We start from the raw sequence: 18,458 nt of genomic DNA on the forward strand, positions 1-18,458 counted from the left end.
CATATCGTCCAGCTCGGAAGCTTCGCTCTTGCTCCTCCCCCGTATCGGTTTCGTCTTGCTCGTCATCCTCCTCGTCCTCATCGCCGTGCTCGCGGCGCTCGCCATCGCCACGCAACTTCGTGCCCGCGCCATTGAGGCGAAGACGCCGAATATCGGTGAGCTCACCGATGTCGGCGGTTTTCGTTTGAACGCCCTGCATATCACCGCAGACGCCGATGCCGACCTGCCGCCGATCGTGTTCATCCATGGCGCCTCCGGCAACCTCAGGGATCAAGCGGGCGCCTTCCTGGAGCCCTTGCGCGGTCGCGCCGAGCTTTTATTCGTCGATCGCCCGGGACACGGTTATTCGGAGCGCGGCGGGCCGGAGAACGACACGCCGGACGGACAGGCCAACGCCATCGCGCGACTGATGGAGAAAAAGGGCATCGAGCGGGCGATCATCGTCGGCCACTCCTTCGGCGGCGCGATCACCGCGAGTTTCGGCGTTCTGCATCCCGACAAGGTCGAAGGCCTTGTCTTCCTGGCAGCGGCCACGCATCCCTGGCCGGGCGGCGTCGATTGGTATTACCACCTCGCCTCTGCGCCCGTGATCGGACCGATCTTCTGCCACGCGCTGGCTTTGCATGCGGGCATGATGCGTATCGAGCCGGCGACGGATCATGTCTTCGCACCCAATCCACGCCCTGACACCTATCTCGAAGATACCGGCCCGGCCCTCGTCTTGCGCCCCTCAACCTTCCGATCCAACGCAAAGGATGTCGCCGGCCTCCATGCCTATGTGAGCACCTTCGCCCCGCGCTACCGCGAGATCGCCAAGCCGACGGTAGTGATCACCGGCGACGCTGACGAAATCGTACTGGAGGAGATCCATTCGAAGGGCCTCGCTCGCGACATCTCGGGCTCTGAACTGGTCTGGATCGAAGGCCTCGGCCACAAGCCGGATTACATCGTGACCGATATCGCGATCGCTGCCCTGGAGAAGATCGCAGGCGAAACACGCGATCTGCAAGCCATGGCGCGCGCAGCAGAGCCGAGGCTCGCCGCGACACGCGGGGTACCGACGGGAGCCGCCCCTTCCCTTCAGGCTGGCCAGTAGCCGCCATGAAAAAAGCCGCCCGAAGGCGGCTTTTCCAGATCAAGGATGCGGTCGAGTTCAGACGCCCGACTGACCGTCCGAACCGATATAGGCGATGCGCAGCATGTTGGTCGAACCGGGCGTACCAAGCGGCACGCCGGCCGACATGATGATGCGGTCACCCGGCTTGCCGAAACCTTCCTCGACGACGATGCGGCAGGCGCGGTTGACCATGTCATCGAGATCCGTCGGCTCGGAAGAGACAACGCAGTGCAGGCCCCAGACGACCGACAGGCGACGCGCGGTCTGGATCACCGGCGAAAGCGCGATGATTGGCACTTCGGGACGCTCGCGCGAGGCGCGCAGACCGGTATTGCCCGATGAGGTGTAGCAGACGATCGCCTGCAGACGCAGCGTCTCGGCGATCTGGCGGGCAGCCAGCGAGATGGCATCGGCGCCGGTCGCTTCCGGCTGGGCGCGCTGGGCGTAGATGATGCCTGGATAGTGAGGCTCGCGCTCGACCGTGTGGGCGATGGACGCCATGGTGGCGACGGCCTCGACCGGATACTGGCCGGAAGCCGACTCGGCCGAAAGCATGATGGCATCGGCGCCTTCGAAGACGGCGGTCGCGACGTCAGAGACTTCGGCGCGGGTTGGGACCGGTGCCGTGATCATCGATTCCAGCATCTGGGTTGCGACGACAACCGGCTTGCCTTCGCGACGGCAGGCGCGGATCAGCTGCTTCTGGATGCCGGGTACGCGCTCGAGCGGCATTTCAACGCCAAGGTCACCACGGGCGACCATCAGAGCGTCGGAGAGCGCAATGATCTCGTCGATCCGCTCGATGGCCTGCGGCTTTTCGATCTTCGACATCAGGCCAACACGGCCCTTGGCGATCTTGCGGACTTCCGCCAGATCTTCCGGGCGCTGAATGAAGGAAAGTGCCACCCAGTCGACATCATTGGTGGCGAGTACGGCATCCAGGTCGGCGCGGTCCTTGTCGGTGAGCACACCGGTGGCGAGAATGGTGTCGGGCAGGCTCACACCCTTGCGGTCAGAGATCTTCGTGCCCGAAACGACTTCCGTGACGATCGTCTTGCCGTCGCATTTGACAGCCTTCAGGTGCAGCTTGCCGTCATCGATGAGCAGACGGTCACCAACTTTGACCGATTCGAGAATTTCCGGATGCGGCAGGTAGACGCGGCTTACATCACCGGGCGCTTCGTTGCTGTCCAGCGTGAACGTCTGGCCGGGCTTCAGCTCGACGGTCGTTTCGGCAAACTTGCCCACCCGCAGCTTCGGACCCTGCAGGTCGGCGAGGATACCGATCGGGCGACCACAGGCAGCCTCGACGCTACGAATGCGCTGAATGAGCGTCCGCAGCATCTCATGGCTCGAATGGCTCATGTTGATGCGGAAAAGATCGGCCCCTGCTTCGTGCAGCTTCCGGATCATCGCTTCATCGGAAGAGGCGGGACCAAGCGTGGCGAGGATCTTTACTTTGCGGTTTCGCTTCATCAGTTCTGGCTTTCCTGGGTGCCCGACGTATCGGACAGCTGGACCATCCAGCTCCCCTGCCTGCCGGTGTCGTATTCCTTGAATCCCATCTGCTGATAGCCGCGTGCGAAGCAGTCCTTCACACCAACGATCTTGAACTCGTTTTCGGCGACACACATGTTGATGTCACCAGTCCAGCGACCACCGCGAGCGGCATCCTCAGCGTAGAGATAATAATAGCGCGACTGGAGCTCGCCCTCGATGAGCGTGGCACAGGTGCCGGCAGGGACCTGCCACCAACCTTCCGTGATCCAGCCCTCTTCAGCCCGGTAGCCGACCGCGACCCCGACCAGGTTCTGCGTGCCGTTGCAGACACGAAACTCGGCATGGGCGGCAGAGGCTGCCAGCATGGGCGAAAACAGCGCACCCGCGATCAGGAGGGGCTTCAGAAAACGTGCCGCAGCACGGTCGAAAGTCTGTCTGATCGGTTGATGCACGATTGCCGCCGGAACTCCAAAAATGCGCATGGGATGCCTTCTTGCGATGCTGACCAGAGAATGTCAACGCAACTCTAATCGATTATATTTTCTGCCTTTGGCCAAGCTCAGAACCTATATGTTCGATCTTGGCACAAACGTGACAGCCATGAAAGCTTGCGCTCCCCCATTCCCCATGCGATCAAGCACTTGTACCAGACGATGGCTTCAAACTGATGAATGTTTCCCCCGCTTTTGAGATTCTGGATGGCCGTTTTGACGCCGGCCTGGTGCTTCTCGCCGACCACGCGACGAATATCGTGCCCGAGCCCTACGAAAAGCTTGGCCTGCCCGACAGCGCCTTCGGCCGTCACATTGCCTATGACATCGGGATCGAGCCGCTGACCCGGCAGCTGGCCGCCCGTCTTGGCGTCCCCGCCGTCATGTCGCGCTTCTCCCGCCTGCTGATCGATCCGAATCGCGGCGAGGATGATCCGACCATCATCATGCGTATCTCCGACGGCGCCATTGTGCCTGGCAATCATCCGATCACCGCAGACGAATGGCAGCACCGCATTGAGACCTATCATCGGCCCTACCACCGTGCGGTCTCCGATGTGATCGCCAAGGTCGCGGACGCCTCGGGCAAGGCGCCGCTCGTTCTCTCCCTGCACTCCTATACACCCGCCTGGAAGGGCGTGCCCCGCCCCTGGCACGCCGCCGTCCTCTGGGACACCGACGCCCGCGCCGTTCGTCCACTGATCGAGGGTCTGCAGGCATCGGGTGACATCCTCGTCGGCGACAACGAGCCCTATGACGGCGCCTTGAAGGGCGACACCATGTATCGTCATTGCATGATCACGGGCATTCCGCATGCGCTTCTCGAAGTGCGTCAGGATCTGATCGCCGACGAGGCCGGCGTCACCGCCTGGGCCGATCGCCTCGCGCCGATCTTCGAACGCCTCAATGCCGACCCGAAGCTGCACGAATATGAAATCCACGCCTCGCGCACCGGCCCCTACCCCGCTCAACCCATCGCGCCCTGAAGGAGGACAGCATGACGCTCCCGACCAAGGACCAGCAGACCGAACTCGAAGCGGCCGCCTTTCGCCGGCTCGTTTCCCATCTGCGCAATCGGCCTGACGTCCAGAACATCGACCTGATGAACCTCGCCGGCTTCTGCAGAAACTGTCTGTCGAACTGGTATCTCGACGCCGCCAAGGAAAGCGGTATCGACCTCACCAAGGACGAAAGCCGCGAGATCGTTTACGGCATGCCCTATGACGCGTGGAAGTCGCTCAATCAGCGCGAGGCAAGCGCCGATCAGCAGCAAGCCTTCGAAGAGAACCGCCCGAAGGAATGACGCGTCCCACAAGCTTTGGGACTTGACGCGGACGCTGCTTCGCGGCACGTGGACGCCACGAAAACCATCCCGAGAATGCCATCCCCGCAATGAAGGAGATTGCCCATGTCTGATGCCGCTCACGGCGTCGCCCGCGACCAGCTCCGTGCCTTTGTCGAACGCATCGAGCGCCTGGAAGAAGAAAAGAAGACCATCGCCGACGACATCAAGGATGTCTACGGCGAAGCCAAGTCCATGGGCTTCGACACGAAGATCCTCAAGAAGGTCATCGCGCTTCGCAAGAAGGACGACCAGGAGCGCATGGAAGAGGATCTGATCCTCGACACCTACCTGCACGCGCTCGGCATGATCGAGAGCCCGCCGGAAGGCTGAGGCACCCTCGCTGCGACCAACAAAAAACCCGCCGATCCGGCGGGTTTCTTTTTGTCTGCGCTGCGGAAAAAGCCTGAGATCAGGGAGCGCCAAAGCGGCTCGGATCGACCGTGGTCGCATCGAGGCGGAACCCATCCGGAACGGCAGTCGCAGGAGCCACGAGCGAACGGGACACGACGCGCGGGGCCTTCACCGGCTTGGCGACGGATTCAAACTTGCCCTGGTTCAGCGCCCACTGCTCGATCATGTTCTTGGTCAGCTGGGTGCCGCCATACATGGCCATATGCGCGCGCTCCGCATCTTCCTGTCCCGGACGACCGCCCTTCTTCGGCAGCGCCGCATCGGCATCCGCCACGGGTTCGGACGGCGCATCGAACATGTCGCCAAATTGCGTGGTCGACTCCACCACGGTTTCCGGCTGCGGCGGGATTGCGGCCACCTCGACAGGCTTTGCAGCCGGTGCCGGTGCGGCACGAAGTTCAGCCTGGGCAGGCGGGCTCGCCGGGATCGGTGCGGCCATTTCCGGCATGGTGCTATCTTCAAGGGCGGCAGCGGCCTCAGGCGACAGGATCGCCTGCTCGACTTCGTCGACTTCCGCTTCGGCTTCCGCCTGGGCGGAGGCGAGCAGTGCTTCGGCGACCTGCGGACGGGCTGCCGGAACCGGCACGGCCATTCCCTCGGCCAGAAGCATGGCTTCCGAGCTCGGATCGATCGATGCCGTCATCACCCCTTCCTCGGGACCAGCACCAGGACGCGTATTCAAAAGCGTCGGCACGGGCACGTTCACCGAGGCGAGATCGGGAAATTCATCAGACGGCGCGCTGGCCGGCGTGGGCACGCCACTTGCGACCTGCTGCAGCGCATCCTCTGCGGCATTGCGCGGCGGCTGATAGAGCGCAACGGCAAGACTGTTGTCAGCCGGACGAAGCGAAGGGCGGGCCTGCGGGACAGGCGCATCGGCAGCATCGACGCCCGGGAGCGCATTGGCGACCATGACCGGGTCTTGTGCCGCGCCGACCGGCTGCTGGCGCGGCGCAGCGGGTACCGGCTGCGGCTGGGCCGTAGCCGGGCGAGCGGCAGGTTCCGGCACATCCTCGACCTCATCCTCATCGCCACCGCCAAACAGCATGGCGAGGAAGTTGCGCGGACGCGCGGATGACTTTTCCTCGGCGATCATGACAGTGTTGCCGGATGCGACACGGCGCTTGTATTCGGCGAGCGCCTGCTGGTAGCCCGGCAGCGGCTTGCCGTCGGAAGGAATGTGGACGGTCTTGCCGTCGGGGAAGAGACGGACGAGATCCTGGCGGTTCATTCGCGGCCAGGCGCGAACACCGGCCACGTCCATATGAACGAAAGGCGAGCCGGAATTCGGATAATAGCCGACGCCGCCGGCCTGCATCTTCACGCCGATTTCGCGCAGCGTCTTCAGCGGCACACCGGGGATGTAGAAGTCCATCGCCGTGCCGCGCATGTGCTGGCTTTCCTTCGCGACACCCTTGGAGCGCGAACGCAGCATGTTGTTTGTAGCAGGCGAACGATAGGCCGAGACGACCTTGATGTAACCCTTGGCACGCGACTGGCGATAAACTTCCCAGACGAGATCGAAGAGGCGCGGGTCCATCTTCGTCGGCTCGTTGCGGCGCCAGTCACGAAGAATATAATTGAGCTGTTTCAGCCCCTTGGGGTCATAGCGCCCGTTGCGCTTGAAGGTAATCGAAGCGCGTTCGCCGGTATGCACAAACTCGATGTTGAGGGTGCGGCTCTCGGCGCGCGCTGTGGCGGCATTGCCAAGCAAGAAGCAGAAACTCATCAGAACTGCGGCAAACAGCGGAGACAACAGCCGGTTTACCGACTGTGCAGACGCAAGCCGGATTTTGCGCTCGTTTCGTCTAGAGAGCGCGCTGATGTCCTGCGATGCCTGCAATGCAATCCCCGTCCGAAAGACTACGTCCCACGCCAACCGAATTGAACGTCAAATGCGGTCATACCATGGCAAATTTGCCACATCCGCACAAGCTATCCCTTTATGGTGAACGCTTGCCTAACAAATGCTTAGCCCTTGGGTAAGCGATTAAGCTTACCCCAGAGTTAACATCGAACGGTTGAGGTAAATCAAGCGGCATCCTTCTGCGGATCGTCGGGATCGATTCCGTAATCCTTGAGCTTGCGGTAGAGCGTGGACCGGCCGATGCCGAGCTTCCGGGCGACCTGACTCATCTGGCCGCGATAGAACTTCAGCGCGAAGCGGATCAGTTCCTCCTCGATCTCGGCCAGCTTGCGCACATTGCCGGCCTCGTCGGTGCTGACGATGACATTGCCGGAGGCCGATCCCTGAAAACCTGTGGATGGAGCCGACTGGCCGCCAACCAGGCCCGCAGCACGCTCGGCAAGAGCGGCCTGAACCTTGGCGATCGGGCTCGGCTCATAAACGACGGCCTGCGCCTCGCTACCGACAGTCGCGCTTCGATGACTGGTGACCTGCGCTGCGATCTGCGGAAAGTCACTTTCCTTGAGACTGGCGCCCTCGGCCAGAACAACGGCGCGGAAGATCGCGTTCTCAAGCTGGCGCGTATTGCCGGGCCAGTCGAAGGAGGTCAGCAAGGCGAGGGCGGAAGATTCGACCGGCAGGGTCCGCGGCAGGCGCTGCTCGAGCGAAAAGCGCTCGACGAAGGCCCTGATGAGATGCGGAATGTCCTCCTTGCGGCGGCGGAGCGCGGCAATGGTGATCGGAAAGACGTTGACCCGGTAGTAGAGATCCTCGCGGAAACGCCCGGCCTTCACTTCCTCGATCAGATCCTTGTTGGTCGCCAGAACCAGCCGCACATTGGCCTTCAAAGGCTTGACATGTCCGCTGCGATGAACTTCGCCGGACTGCACGATCTCAAGCAAGCGCATCTGGCCGACGGGCGGCAACTCGCTGATTTCTTCGATGAAAAGCGTGCCACCTTCAGCCTCGGCAACCTTGCCCATCTGCGCTTCGCTGCCGAACAGCACATCTTCGATCTGCCCAGGCGTGATGGCATTGCAGTTGACCGAAACAAACGGACGGGACGACCGATCGCTGGAGGCATGGATGGCGCGCGCCACGAGTTCCTTGCCGACGCCGGCTTCCCCTTCGAGCATCACGGGGATCATCGACTGCGCTGCCCGACGACCGAGTTCCACGACGCGCGACATGGCCGCACTAGCGGCAACGACGTCAGAGAAGCTGACCGAACCGCTCCGAGCCCGGCGCGGCGCGCGGCCCTGCAGGCTGGTACGATGGATCTTCAGTGCCGACTCGATGGCGCCGATCAGCCGTTCCTGGGCGATCGGCTTGACGAGGAAGTCAAAGGCGCCCGCACGCACGGCGTTGAGCGCGGTTTCGGTCGCGCCTTCCGTGGTACAGACGATGACGGGTACGCTCGGATTGATCTCGGCGAGCATGGGAATGACGCTGGGGTTTGGGCCGTCTGCGGATGTCACGTCGAGCACGACAACACCGATTTGCTCGGATTGGCGGCGGAAGAGTTCGAGGCCCGCAGGCGAGGTGTCGGCGACATGAACGGCATGGCCGTGCGCTTCTATCGCAGCCTTCATGCTGCGGCGCTCGGCGGCATCTTCATCGATGAGTAGAATTTCTGCGGTCAACTTGCGCTCCCCGAGGCTGTTTCGGCGCGTTCGCGCTCCTGGGTTATCGCGAGGGAGACTGGCAGAAAGGCCTGAAGATGTTCTTGGGAGAAAACCTAGCATTTTAACGGTCCTTAACCGTTTCTGGCACAATCCACAGAGGCGCTGCGGCAATCGGCTCGCTCAGGTCGCACCACTCCGACACACCCGGCTGCTTGCCCATCGGCGGGCGACTGACTACATCTCCGCAAAGAACGAGAGAAAGGACGTCACCATGATGATCGACCGCCGCCCCGCCTTAAGCCCCGTCACCCAGGCCTCCGCGAGCAGGGATCAAAATCTCGGCGACCTTCCCGTCTGGAAACTCGACGACCTCTATCCCGGCCAGGCCTCGTCGGAATTCCTCGGCGCCGTGGAAAAGGCCGGCGCCGATGCGCTTGCCTTTGAGACGAAGTGGAAGGGCAAACTGGCAGCGTCTCTCGAAACCGTTGGTGACGGCTCTCTGGCCGAAACGCTGCGCGAGATGGAGGCACTGGAAGACCTGCTCGGCCGGATCGCCTCCTATGCAGGCCTCACCTATTATTCCGACATGACCAATCCGGCGAACGGCAAGTTCTTCGGCGATATCCAGGCCACGCTGACGGACATGTCGTCACGCCTGCTCTTCTTCCCGCTTGAGCTGAACCGCCTGCCCGACGACGCCGTCGACGCCGCCATGGACCGGGATCCCGCTCTCGCCCACTTCCGCCCCTGGATCGTCGACCTGCGCAAGGACAAGCCCTTCCAGCTCGATGACCGGATCGAGCAGCTCTTCCTTGAGAAGTCGCAGACGGGTGCCGCCGCCTTCAACCGCCTGTTCGACGAGACGCTGGCTTCGCTGCGGTTCAAGGTGGGCGAAGACGAGATGCCGCTCGAGCCGACGCTGACGCTTCTGCAGGATGCCGACCCGGCCAAGCGCAAGCTCGCCGCCGAAGCCCTGTCGAAGACCTTCAAAGACAATATCCGCATCTTCACTCTGGTGACCAACACGCTCGCCAAGGACAAGGACATCTCCGACCGCTGGCGCGGCTTCGAGGACATCGCCGATAGTCGCCACCTCGCCAACCGCGTCGAGCGCGAAGTGGTCGATGCGCTCGCTGAAGCCGTGCGCGAAGCCTATCCGCGCCTTTCGCATCGCTATTACAAGATGAAGGCGAAGTGGCTCGGCATGGACCAGATGAACTTCTGGGACCGCAATGCGCCGCTTGCCGAAACACCGGATCGCCTGATCTCCTGGGACGAGGCCAAGGACATGGTGCTCTCGGCCTATGGCGGCTTTGCGCCCGAAATGGCTGACATCGCCGGGCGCTTTTTCGACGGCGGCTGGATCGATGCCCCCGCCCGCCCCGGCAAGGCTCCGGGTGCATTTGCCCATCCGACGGTGCCTTCGGCTCACCCCTATGTTCTCGTCAACTACCTCGGCAAGCCGCGCGATGTCATGACGCTTGCCCATGAGCTTGGCCACGGCGTGCATCAGGTTCTGGCCGGCGGTCAGGGTGCCCTGATGTGCCAGACCCCGCTGACATTGGCTGAAACGGCTTCCGTCTTTGGCGAGATGCTGACCTTCCGTGCCCTCCTCGACAAGACGACGGACAAGCGCGAGAGGAAGGCCATGCTCGCCCAGAAGGTCGAGGACATGATCAATACGGTCGTGCGCCAGATCGCCTTCTACCAGTTCGAGCGGAAGATCCACACGGCTCGCAAGGAAGGCGAACTGACGGCCGAGAAAATCGGCGAATTGTGGCTCTCCGTTCAGCAGGAAAGCCTTGGGCCGGCGATCAAGATCTCGGAAGGCTATGAGAACTGGTGGGCCTATATCCCCCACTTCATCCACTCGCCCTTCTACGTTTATGCCTATGCCTTCGGCGACTGCCTGGTAAACTCGCTCTATGCCGTCTACCAGAACGCCGACCAGGGCTTCCAGGACAAGTATTTCGAGCTTCTGAAGGCCGGCGGCACCAAGCATCACTCCGAGCTTTTGGCTCCCTTCGGCCTCGACGCCACCGATCCGTCGTTCTGGGCCAAGGGACTGTCGATGATCGAGGGGCTGATCGACGAGTTGGAAGCGCTAGATAAGGCCGCCTGAACCGGAGCAGCCGACATCCATGCATGACCACGCGCCCTATGCGCTCTTCCGCGACGACCGCGCGGGGACGAGCCTCGTCTTTGCCGAACCGGAGGCGCTCGTCGTCGCCCGGACGGCGGACGAGGTCGAACCGGCGCTTGCCCGACTGGAGGCAGCCCGGAAGGCCGGCAAGTGGCTGGCGGGCTATCTGTCCTATGAGGCGGGCTTCGTATTCGAACCGAAGCTGAGGCCGCTCGTTGAGGACGGGCGCGAAACACCGTTGATCGCGATGGGTGTCTTCGCCGCCCCAGCACCGGCCGAACACCCGCTGGCTGAGGCGCCCTCGAACATCCCGAATGCGCCTCTCCTGACTGATCCCCGGGCCGGCTGGGATTTCCAAGCCTACAGCGCCCGCTTCGATCGCCTGCATCATCACTTGCGCAAGGGTGACTGCTATCAGGCAAACCTGACCATGCCGGTGGAAGCCCGCTGGGAGGGGGATCCCCGTGCGGCCTTCTGGTCGCTCGTCGGTCGCCAGCCCGTGCATTATGGCGCGCTGATCGACTACGGCACCGGCCCTGTCATACTGTCCCGCTCGCCCGAACTCTTCTTCTCGGTCGACGAGGACGGCTGGATCGAAACCCGCCCGATGAAGGGTACGGCACCGCGCGGCGCAAGCCCCGAGGAGGACGAGGCAATCATCGAAGCGATGCTCGCCGACGAAAAGACCCAGGCCGAGAACCGGATGATCGTTGACCTTCTGCGCAACGATGTCTCCGTCATCACAGAGGTCGGCACCCTCTCGGTCCCCAAACTCTTCGCCATAGAGACCTATCCGACGGTCCACCAGATGGTGAGCTATGTGCGCGCCAAGCTCATGCCCGAAATCGGCCTGCCCGAGATCATGGCCGCCCTCTTCCCCTGCGGCTCGGTGACCGGCGCACCGAAAATGTGGGCGATGCGCATCCTGCATGAACTCGAAGCCGGTCCGCGTGACGTCTATTGCGGCGCGATCGGTTGGTGCGACCCGGCAGGCCCCATGCGATTTTCAGTGGCAATCCGCACCATCTCCCTTTTCAACGGCGGACGCGCCGTCTTCAATGTCGGCGGCGGCATCGTCTTCGATTCGAAGGCCGAGGCGGAATACGAGGAATGCCTGCTGAAGGCGCGTTTTGCCCTGGGAGACCAATGGATTTCTCGCTGATCGAGACGATGCGGTGGCAGCCGGACGCAGGCTTTCTGCGGCTCGACCAGCATCTGCGTCGTCTGTCCCGGTCTGCCGATGCATTGGGTTTTCGGCAGCCGCAGGACGCGAAGGGCAAGCTGGAGAAGGCAGTCTCCGGCGAAACACCACTGCGTGTGCGCCTCGTCATGACCTATCGCGGCAAGATGGAGGTGACGGCGACACCCTTCGAGCCTATCCCGGAGGAAACGGTCTGGCGCCTGAAGGTCGCCAAGACCCGTCTGCAGTCCGAAGACAGCCTCTTCCGCCACAAGACATCCCGCCGCGAGCCTTACGAGGCCGCGCGCGCCGAGTTTTCCAGGGATGAGGTCGACGAAGTGATCCTGCTCAACGAGCGTGGCGAGGTCTGTGAAGGCACGATCACCAACATTTTCGCCGAAGCCGCCGACGGCATGCTGCTCACCCCGCCGCTTGCCAGCGGCCTCCTGCCCGGCGTGTTGCGGGCCGAACTCATCCGGGAGCGCAAGGCGCGTGGCGAGGTGCTGAAACTCAACGACCTTCACCAGCGCAAGCTTTTCGTCGGCAATTCCCTGCGCGGCCTGATCCGCGCAGAACTCATTGATTAGGGCCACACATGTTCATTCTCTCCCTCACCTATGTAAAGCCCACCGAAGAGGCCGATCGGTTCATGGCCCCACATATGGATTGGGTGAACGCCGGCTATGACAACGGCCTGTTTCTGGCGTCGGGCCGCAAGAACCCGCGCACTGGTGGGATGATCCTAGCCCGGGGCGATCGAGCTGAGATCGAGGCCTATGTCGCGACCGATCCCTTCGCGGTCGAGGGCGTGGCGATTTATGAAGTGACGGAAGTGGCGGTGACGCGGACGGCGGCGGGACTGGAAGGGTTGAAGGACTAGGTTGATCCCTTGAAGAAAAGAAGTGATGCGCATATATTTGCGCATGGAGACAGGCAATGGAGAAGGACTCGCGCAAGATCATCCAGCGCCTGAAGGCCGAGGGATATGAACTTGTTTCGGTGTCTGGCTCCCATCACAAGCTTCGGAAAGGTGGCAAGACGATCATCGTGCCCCATCCGAAGAAGGATCTCCCGCTTGGCACCGCCCGGGCAATTGCGAAACAGGCGGGCTGGATCTGAAGAGCAAGAGAAATCGGCATATGCGATACTACGTGGCTTTGGTCCATAAGGACCTGGAGAGTGCCTACGGCATCAGCTTCCCCGATTTGCCAACCGTATTCTCGGCAGCGGATCGCGATGAAGACCTTGTCATCAACGCAATCGAAGCCTTGAGGCTTTGGGCAGAGGATGAAGAGCTTCCGGTCCCCTCCTCTCATCAGGATATCGTCGAGCGTTCCGATGTTCGTGACGAATTGGCTGCCGGCGCATTCCTCATCCGCGTGCCCCTCATCGAAGACGATACACGGACTGTTCGGGCGAACATCACGATGGAAGCAGGAACGCTGGCCGCAATCGACCAGGTAGCCAAGCAGCGAGGCCTCACCCGGTCGGCCTTCCTGGCAAGCTGCGCTCGCAAAGAGATCGAGCGCTCGGCGTGATCAAGGCGCGACCGAAACTCACCCACACACCATACGCCGGCCCGACGCGCCCCTTCACCATCGGCCTGTCCGCCCTCGACCCGACCCGCTGGATCGAACCGGATGCCGACTGCGATCGCTACCTGAACGAAAAGCGCGCGCTGGCAGCGGCACGGCACGAGGACGTCTTCCGGGCGACCGAAGACAGTCTCCCCGCCCAGGAGGAATGTCTGGCAGCCCTCGTCGCCCATCTCAAGGCCCATCATCCGCAACACATGCATGCGCCGTCCCTGAACGACGACACCCTGCCCCCGCTCATGCGCGCTGGGATGCTGGTACAGGACGACCTCGTCATCATGATGAAGCGCGACGCCGGCTGGTCCATCGCCGCTGCTCATCTCTCCTTCCCATCCTCCTGGTCGCTTGCGGAAAAGTTCGATCGGCCAATGGAGGAGGTCCACGAGCATGTGCCGGGGTTCCAGGGCGGCACGCGCAACGCTGCCATGATCAACCGCATCTTCGACAATCTGGCGCCCGGCCTGCCCGCCGAGCGTTTCAACTGGTCGATCAACTGGAAGGAAAAGCTCTTTCACCCGGAAACCGGCCGCAACGACGACGCCCAACCGCATGAGGCCGTGGTACGCGTCGAGCGCCAAACGCTGACGAAACTGCCTGTGACAGGCGCTATCGTCTTCACGATCCGCATCTATCTGGATCCGGTCATAGCGTTCAGGAACCATCCTGACGGCAGAAGGCTCGGCGCCGCCCTGGCCGAGCAGCTGGAGGGCCTCGCCGGCGATCAGCTCCGATACAAGGGCCTCGACACCCAGCGTGACCGGCTCGTCGCCCACCTGCGGCAAGATACAGCACTCGAAAATCAGCGGTGAGGCCCCTCACCCCCATGCCCCTGCCCTTTATTGTGTCAGATTTTTGTGATCTAGAACCGCCAGTATCGCTCCGGCCGCACAAGACAGGCCGGAAACATGGCCCAGGCACAACGACCGGGCCTCCAAGGAGACGGAAATGAGCGAAATGACCTACCCGGTTTATGGCGAGATCACCGGCCCGATCGTGATGATCGGTTTCGGCTCGATCGGCCGCGGCACCCTGCCGCTGATCGAACGCCACTTCAAGTTCGACAAGAGCCGGATGGTCGTCATCGATCCCCGCAATGACGAAGCCGACCTGCTTGCCAAGCATGGCATCAAGCACATCCAGGCGCATGTCACCAAGGACAACTACAAGAAGCTCCTGAAGCCGCTTCTGACCGAAGGCGAAGGCCAGGGCTTCTGCGTCAACCTGTCGGTCGACACCGGCTCGCTCGATCTGATGAAGCTCTGCCGCAAGCTCGACGTGCTCTACATCGACACGGTTGTCGAGCCCTGGCTCGGCTTCTACTTCGACAAGAACATGAAGAATTCCGAGCGCACCAACTATGCGCTGCGCGAAACCGTGCGCCAGGAAAAGGCGAAGAACCCGGGCGGCACGACGGCCGTGTCCACCTGCGGCGCAAACCCGGGCATGGTGTCCTGGTTCGTAAAGCAGGGCCTCGTCAACCTCGCCCATGAAATCGGCCTGAAATTCGAAGAGCCCGACCAGAACGATCGTGACGGCTGGGCCAAGTTGATGAAGAAGGTCGGCGTCAAGGGCGTGCACATCGCCGAACGCGATACCCAGCGCACCAAGAACCCGAAGCCGCTCAACGTCTTCTGGAACACATGGTCGGCCGAAGGCTTCATCTCGGAAGGTCTGCAGCCCTCCGAACTCGGCTGGGGCACCCATGAAAACTGGATGCCGAAGAACGCCAAGAAGCACAAGAAGGGCTGCAAGGCCGCGATTTACCTGGAGCAGCCCGGCGCCAACACCCGTGTTCGCACCTGGTGCCCGACGCCGGGTCCGCAATACGGTTTCCTCGTAACCCACAACGAGTCGATCTCGATCGCCGATTACTTCACCGTCGAGAAGGACGGCGAAGTCGTCTATCGCCCGACCTGCCACTATGCCTATCACCCGGCCAACGACGCCGTGCTTTCGCTGCACGAGATGTTCGGCAATGGCGGCACGCAGCAGCCTGTTCTGCACGTGCTGAACGAAGACGAACTGGTTGATGGCGTCGACGAGCTCGGTGTGCTGCTCTACGGCCACGAAAAGAACGCCTACTGGTTCGGTTCGCGCCTGTCGCTCGAAGAAACCCGCCGCATCGCGCCCTATCAGAACGCAACCGGTCTGCAGGTGACCTCGGCCGTGCTCGCCGGCATGGTCTGGGCGCTCGAGAACCCGAAGGCCGGCATCGTCGAAGCCGACGAGATGGACTACAAGCGCTGCCTGGAAGTGCAGTCGCCCTATCTCGGCCCGGTCGAAGGCCACTACACCGACTGGACGCCTCTTGATGGTCGCCCGGGCCTCTTCCCGGAAGACCTCGATGAAAAGGATCCGTGGCAGTTCCGGAACATCCTGGTCCGATAAACGGTTTCAGGCCAGAGCTTGGGGCCCGTCGCTCGCGGCGGGCCTTTCTCGTTGCAAGCAAGGACGGGATAACCCCGGCAATACAAGGCTTCCGCCTTGCTTTGGCCGAGGCTTCGCGGCATGTTCTCGATGACAACGCAAACGGTGGGCGGCCGGACCGAACCGCCGAGATGGTGGGAGACAAGAATGAAAATCAGATCCCTGGTGGCTGTAACGGCGATGAGCCTCGCCCTTTCGTCCTGCTATTCCAGCCCTCCCCGCCAGTTGCCGGCCGTTCAGCAGGGTCCGTCGATCGAAGGCGCCTGGGTTGATCCGAATGGCATCGCCTCGACCTTCCAGGGCGGCACCTTCACCACGCGGACGACCGATTCCAACCAGATCCTCGCATCCGGCACCTACACGCTGGTCAATGACCGCCTGGTCGAGATCAACATGACGTCTCTGGTTCGCAACACGCAGCAGAAGGTGAATTGCGCCCTCGTCACGCCGACACAGCTGAACTGCACCTCCGACAGCGGCGCCCAGTTCTCGCTCGCCCGACGCGGCTGAGCCGGCGCCAGGACAGACTTATCGAGGAGCGGCCCAAGCGGCCGCTTCTTTCGTTTCTGGCCCCGCTAACATGCGGACATCAAGTGAATTTTGCTTGCCCTGTTCCGGTCTTGATGAAAACATCCGCCATCCGAATTCTGGCGCGTGACTGTCATCAATCCGTGCCAGACTTCCGGTGATCGATTGCAACAGGAGAGATAAGATGTTCAGACATTTGAAGATTGGCCTTTTCAGCGCCTCGGTGCTGGCCCTGACCGCCGGAACAGCTCTGGCCGATTTCGAACTCAATATCCTGCACATCAATGACCTGCATTCCCGCATCGAGGCCATCAGCAAATCCGATTCGACCTGCTCGGCAAAAGATGCGGCCGCCAACGAATGCTTCGGCGGCATCGCCCGCGTGAAGGCCGCCATCGATGCGCGCCGCGCAGAACTCACGGGCAAGAACGTGCTGACACTCGACGCTGGCGACCAGTTCCAGGGCTCGCTCTTCTACACCACCTACAAGAGCGCCCCGATTGCCGACTTCATGAACGGCATCGGCTTCGACGCCATGGCCATCGGCAACCACGAATTCGATGACGGCCCGGAAGAGCTGGCGAAGTTCATCGACGCGCTGAAATTCCCGATGATCTCCGGCAACACGCTGGCTGGCCTCAACTCTCCGGTCGCCGACAAGTTCAAGCCCTACATCGTCAAGGAATTCGGCGAGGAGAAGGTCGCGATTGTCTCGGTCCTCGCAACCGACACGGATGAGACCTCCTCGCCTGGCGACACCATCCTGTTTGCCGACGAGATCGGCTATCTGAAGGAAGCCGTGGCCGAAATCGAAGGCCAGGGCATCGACAAGATCGTGCTGCTCTCGCATGTCGGCTACGTCAAGGATCAGGAAATTGCGGCAGCCGTTGACGGCATCGACGTGATCGTCGGCGGCCACAGCCATACGCTTTTGTCCAATACCGACGAGAAGGCAGCGGGCCCCTACCCGACCCTGGTGAAGAACCCGTCGGGCGCGGATGTGCCGATCGTCCAGGCCTATGCCTATTCCAAGTATCTCGGTGACCTGACGGTCGTTTTTGATGACGCAGGCGTCGTCAAGACCGCGACTGGCGAACCGAAGCTGCTCGACGCCTCCGTGACCCCGGATGAAGGCTTCGTCGCCAAGGTGGCCGAACTCGGTGGCCCGATCGAGGAGTTGAAACTGAAGGAGATCGGCGAGAGCGCCGAAGCCATCGACGGCTCGCGTGAAACCTGCCGTGCAGTTGAATGCACCATGGGCAATCTGGTGGCGGACGCCATGGTCGATCGCTTGAGCGATCAGGGCATCACCATCGCCATCCAGAATGGCGGCGGTCTGCGCGCGTCGATCGACGCCGGCACCGTCACCATGGGCGAGGTCCTCACTGTCCTTCCCTTCCAGAACACGCTTGCCTCCTTCCAGCTCAAGGGCTCCGACATCGTGGCCGCCCTCGAGAACGGCGTGAGCCAGGTCGAGGAAGCGGCCGGCCGTTTCCCGCAGGTATCCGGTCTGAAATACACCGCCGACCTGACCAAGCCGGCCGGCAGCCGCATCTCCTCCGTCGAGGTCAAGGAAGGTGACGCCTTCGTCGCCATTGACCCCGAGAAGGTCTATGGCGTGGCCACCAACAACTATATGCGCACCGGTGGTGATGGCTATGGCGTGTTCGAGAGCGGCGGACAGAACGCCTACGATTTCGGCCCGGGCCTCGAAACTGTCGTGGCCGACTACATCGCCAAGAACAGCCCCTACAGGCCTTACACCGACGGTCGCATCACCGTGATCTCCGCGACGGCACCGCCGGCAGGCGACACGACCACGCCGGCAACCGAAGCGCCCGCTCAGGCTCCGGCAGCAACCGAGGCTCCGGCTGCCGCAGAAGCTCCGGCGGCAACCGCCGCGGATGCGGCCATGGCGACTGCCGAAACCGTCTACAAGGTGGTTGCCGGCGACAGCCTCTGGAAGATCGCCGAGGCCACCTATGGTGACGGCATGATGTGGAGCAAGATCGCCGAGGCGAACACGCTGCGCAATCCGAACGTGCTCTCGATCGGCCGGGAATTGCAGCTTCCGCCGAAGTAAGACCGTTTGACGCATGACAAAAGCCGGTCCGGGCTTCCCCGGGCCGGCTTTTGCTTTTATCAGATGATCTCAACTGGCCTTCGCCACGTATCGGTCGAGATCTCATC

At 62.2% G+C, this 18,458-nt stretch carries 18 protein-coding genes; 14 read left to right on the forward strand and 4 right to left on the reverse strand.

Features of this window, described 5'->3' with window-relative positions; translation table 11 throughout:
• Positions 1–55: 55 nt before the first annotated feature.
• The gene (locus GH983_RS14180) at positions 56–1,096 is read left to right on the forward strand and encodes an alpha/beta fold hydrolase (RefSeq protein ID WP_371418489.1); all 1,041 of its coding nucleotides are present in this window, start codon (positions 56–58) and stop codon (positions 1,094–1,096) included.
• Between the two features lie 57 nt (positions 1,097–1,153).
• Here the strand turns inward: GH983_RS14180 and pyk are convergent, their stop codons facing one another.
• Together pyk and GH983_RS14190 are read right to left on the reverse strand one after the other, a co-directional pair.
• Positions 1,154–2,593, reverse strand: coding sequence for a pyruvate kinase (pyk, locus tag GH983_RS14185; protein ID WP_153762731.1), 1,440 nt, complete (start codon positions 2,591–2,593; stop codon positions 1,154–1,156).
• Complete coding sequence (locus GH983_RS14190) at positions 2,593–2,982, reverse strand: DUF1036 domain-containing protein (RefSeq protein WP_085942941.1); 390 nt, start codon at positions 2,980–2,982, stop codon at positions 2,593–2,595. Before GH983_RS14190 ends, pyk begins: the two co-directional genes overlap by 1 nt.
• A 302-nt stretch (positions 2,983–3,284) precedes the next feature.
• Here GH983_RS14190 and GH983_RS14195 point away from each other — a divergent pair, with 302 nt between their 5' ends.
• The 3 genes from GH983_RS14195 to GH983_RS14205 all read left to right on the forward strand — a co-directional run bounded on the left by GH983_RS14195 (position 3,285) and on the right by GH983_RS14205 (position 4,783).
• Entirely contained in the window at positions 3,285–4,094 is an 810-nt protein-coding gene (locus tag GH983_RS14195; protein WP_054148243.1) for an N-formylglutamate amidohydrolase, read from the forward strand.
• Between the two features lie 11 nt (positions 4,095–4,105).
• On the forward strand, positions 4,106–4,411 hold the full coding sequence (locus tag GH983_RS14200; RefSeq protein ID WP_069043455.1) for a DUF1244 domain-containing protein: 306 nt from the start codon (positions 4,106–4,108) through the stop codon (positions 4,409–4,411).
• Positions 4,412–4,516: 105 nt separating this feature from the next.
• Positions 4,517–4,783: a DUF2312 domain-containing protein gene (locus tag GH983_RS14205; protein WP_054148241.1), complete on the forward strand. Its 267-nt coding sequence runs from the start codon at positions 4,517–4,519 to the stop codon at positions 4,781–4,783.
• A 79-nt stretch (positions 4,784–4,862) separates the two neighbouring features.
• On the opposite strand, the gene GH983_RS14210 is transcribed toward GH983_RS14205, so the two are convergent.
• Both GH983_RS14210 and GH983_RS14215 read right to left on the reverse strand, forming a co-directional pair.
• A complete protein-coding gene (locus GH983_RS14210) occupies positions 4,863–6,593 on the reverse strand; it encodes a DUF882 domain-containing protein (RefSeq protein WP_236759287.1) in 1,731 nt (576 codons plus the stop codon).
• A gap of 302 nt (positions 6,594–6,895) precedes the next feature.
• A complete protein-coding gene (locus GH983_RS14215; protein WP_153762732.1) occupies positions 6,896–8,413 on the reverse strand; it encodes a sigma-54 dependent transcriptional regulator in 1,518 nt (505 codons plus the stop codon).
• 256 nt (positions 8,414–8,669) lie between these two features.
• On the opposite strand from GH983_RS14215, the gene GH983_RS14220 reads away from it, so the two are divergent.
• The 10 genes from GH983_RS14220 (at position 8,670) to GH983_RS14265 (ending at position 18,351) form a co-directional block, all read left to right on the forward strand.
• The gene (locus GH983_RS14220; RefSeq protein ID WP_371418490.1) at positions 8,670–10,517 is read left to right on the forward strand and encodes a M3 family oligoendopeptidase; all 1,848 of its coding nucleotides are present in this window, start codon (positions 8,670–8,672) and stop codon (positions 10,515–10,517) included.
• 19 nt (positions 10,518–10,536) lie between these two features.
• Positions 10,537–11,700: an aminodeoxychorismate synthase component I gene (locus tag GH983_RS14225; protein ID WP_153762734.1), complete on the forward strand. Its 1,164-nt coding sequence runs from the start codon at positions 10,537–10,539 to the stop codon at positions 11,698–11,700.
• Positions 11,685–12,305 carry an aminotransferase class IV family protein gene (locus GH983_RS14230; protein ID WP_153762735.1) on the forward strand — a complete coding sequence of 207 codons (621 nt, stop codon included), beginning with the start codon at positions 11,685–11,687 and terminating at the stop codon, positions 12,303–12,305. The genes GH983_RS14225 and GH983_RS14230 overlap by 16 nt, the downstream gene beginning before the upstream one ends.
• Before the next feature lie 8 nt (positions 12,306–12,313).
• A complete protein-coding gene (locus tag GH983_RS14235; protein WP_153762736.1) occupies positions 12,314–12,598 on the forward strand; it encodes a YciI family protein in 285 nt (94 codons plus the stop codon).
• 56 nt (positions 12,599–12,654) lie between these two features.
• A complete protein-coding gene (locus GH983_RS14240) occupies positions 12,655–12,837 on the forward strand; it encodes a type II toxin-antitoxin system HicA family toxin (RefSeq protein ID WP_153762737.1) in 183 nt (60 codons plus the stop codon).
• A gap of 20 nt (positions 12,838–12,857) precedes the next feature.
• Complete coding sequence (locus tag GH983_RS14245) at positions 12,858–13,256, forward strand: type II toxin-antitoxin system HicB family antitoxin (protein ID WP_153762738.1); 399 nt, start codon at positions 12,858–12,860, stop codon at positions 13,254–13,256.
• The gene (locus GH983_RS14250) at positions 13,253–14,122 is read left to right on the forward strand and encodes a DUF3445 domain-containing protein (protein ID WP_246727403.1); all 870 of its coding nucleotides are present in this window, start codon (positions 13,253–13,255) and stop codon (positions 14,120–14,122) included. Before GH983_RS14245 ends, GH983_RS14250 begins: the two co-directional genes overlap by 4 nt.
• 136 nt (positions 14,123–14,258) lie before the next feature.
• Positions 14,259–15,701, forward strand: coding sequence for a homospermidine synthase (locus tag GH983_RS14255; protein WP_153762739.1), 1,443 nt, complete (start codon positions 14,259–14,261; stop codon positions 15,699–15,701).
• A 186-nt stretch (positions 15,702–15,887) separates the two neighbouring features.
• Positions 15,888–16,250, forward strand: a complete 363-nt coding sequence (gene omp10, locus GH983_RS14260) for an outer membrane lipoprotein Omp10 (protein ID WP_054148231.1) — start codon at positions 15,888–15,890, stop codon at positions 16,248–16,250.
• Between the two features lie 202 nt (positions 16,251–16,452).
• Positions 16,453–18,351 carry a 5'-nucleotidase C-terminal domain-containing protein gene (locus tag GH983_RS14265; RefSeq protein WP_153762740.1) on the forward strand — a complete coding sequence of 633 codons (1,899 nt, stop codon included), beginning with the start codon at positions 16,453–16,455 and terminating at the stop codon, positions 18,349–18,351.
• The last annotated feature ends 107 nt before the right edge of the window (positions 18,352–18,458 follow it).

The organism is Agrobacterium sp. MA01, assembly GCF_009650195.1.
Taxonomy (GTDB): domain Bacteria; phylum Pseudomonadota; class Alphaproteobacteria; order Rhizobiales; family Rhizobiaceae; genus Allorhizobium.

Excerpts from the sequence above, each read along its gene's own strand:
- pyk (WP_153762731.1), bottom strand. The coding sequence starts at position 2,593 with ATGAAGCGAAACCGCAAAGTAAAGATCCTCGCCACGCTTGGTCCCGCC.
- GH983_RS14190 (WP_085942941.1), bottom strand. The coding sequence starts at position 2,982 with ATGCTGGCAGCCTCTGCCGCCCATGCCGAGTTTCGTGTCTGCAACGGC.
- GH983_RS14195 (WP_054148243.1), top strand. The coding sequence starts at position 3,285 with ATGAATGTTTCCCCCGCTTTTGAGATTCTGGATGGCCGTTTTGACGCC.
- GH983_RS14200 (WP_069043455.1), top strand. The coding sequence starts at position 4,106 with ATGACGCTCCCGACCAAGGACCAGCAGACCGAACTCGAAGCGGCCGCC.
- GH983_RS14205 (WP_054148241.1), top strand. The coding sequence starts at position 4,517 with ATGTCTGATGCCGCTCACGGCGTCGCCCGCGACCAGCTCCGTGCCTTT.
- GH983_RS14210 (WP_236759287.1), bottom strand. The coding sequence starts at position 6,593 with ATGAGTTTCTGCTTCTTGCTTGGCAATGCCGCCACAGCGCGCGCCGAG.
- GH983_RS14220 (WP_371418490.1), top strand. The coding sequence starts at position 8,670 with ATGATCGACCGCCGCCCCGCCTTAAGCCCCGTCACCCAGGCCTCCGCG.
- GH983_RS14225 (WP_153762734.1), top strand. The coding sequence starts at position 10,537 with ATGCATGACCACGCGCCCTATGCGCTCTTCCGCGACGACCGCGCGGGG.
- GH983_RS14230 (WP_153762735.1), top strand. The coding sequence starts at position 11,685 with ATGGATTTCTCGCTGATCGAGACGATGCGGTGGCAGCCGGACGCAGGC.
- GH983_RS14235 (WP_153762736.1), top strand. The coding sequence starts at position 12,314 with ATGTTCATTCTCTCCCTCACCTATGTAAAGCCCACCGAAGAGGCCGAT.
- GH983_RS14240 (WP_153762737.1), top strand. The coding sequence starts at position 12,655 with ATGGAGAAGGACTCGCGCAAGATCATCCAGCGCCTGAAGGCCGAGGGA.
- GH983_RS14245 (WP_153762738.1), top strand. The coding sequence starts at position 12,858 with ATGCGATACTACGTGGCTTTGGTCCATAAGGACCTGGAGAGTGCCTAC.
- GH983_RS14255 (WP_153762739.1), top strand. The coding sequence starts at position 14,259 with ATGAGCGAAATGACCTACCCGGTTTATGGCGAGATCACCGGCCCGATC.
- omp10 (WP_054148231.1), top strand. The coding sequence starts at position 15,888 with ATGAAAATCAGATCCCTGGTGGCTGTAACGGCGATGAGCCTCGCCCTT.
- GH983_RS14265 (WP_153762740.1), top strand. The coding sequence starts at position 16,453 with ATGTTCAGACATTTGAAGATTGGCCTTTTCAGCGCCTCGGTGCTGGCC.